This is a genomic window from Bacillus cereus group sp. N14, from assembly GCF_016483555.1.
Classification (GTDB): Bacteria; Bacillota; Bacilli; order Bacillales; family Bacillaceae_G; genus Bacillus_A; species Bacillus_A wiedmannii.
The window spans coordinates 1-235 of the sequence record NZ_JAEHBQ010000139.1 but is presented as its reverse complement, the minus strand read 5'-3'; the positions used below and the strand labels follow the sequence as shown (position 1 = coordinate 235).

Sequence of the window (235 nt, the reverse complement as noted above, 5' to 3'; positions counted from 1 at the left end):
ATATAAAACGGACGACAGAATCGAATCTTGGCCATGATGAAAACTGGCGCAGTACGCGATAAGAAAGGAAATGACAGATGCAGTCTATTAAACCAGTAATGGAAGAATTGTATGAAATAGAATTGAATGAGTTAGAAGCGAATGATTTGTTTCCAAAACCACCTAACTGGAGATTGTCACCGCGTGCTGTTCGTACGTTTATTATAGTACAAGAAGAACCGCTTCTTTTGGAAGG

Annotated in this window: 1 pseudogene; it reads left to right on the top strand. The window is 39.1% G+C overall.

The window, feature by feature from the left end:
• Positions 1–77: 77 nt before the first annotated feature.
• Positions 78–235, top strand: a pseudogene (locus tag JDS82_RS30295) (AAA family ATPase); the annotation flags it as partial.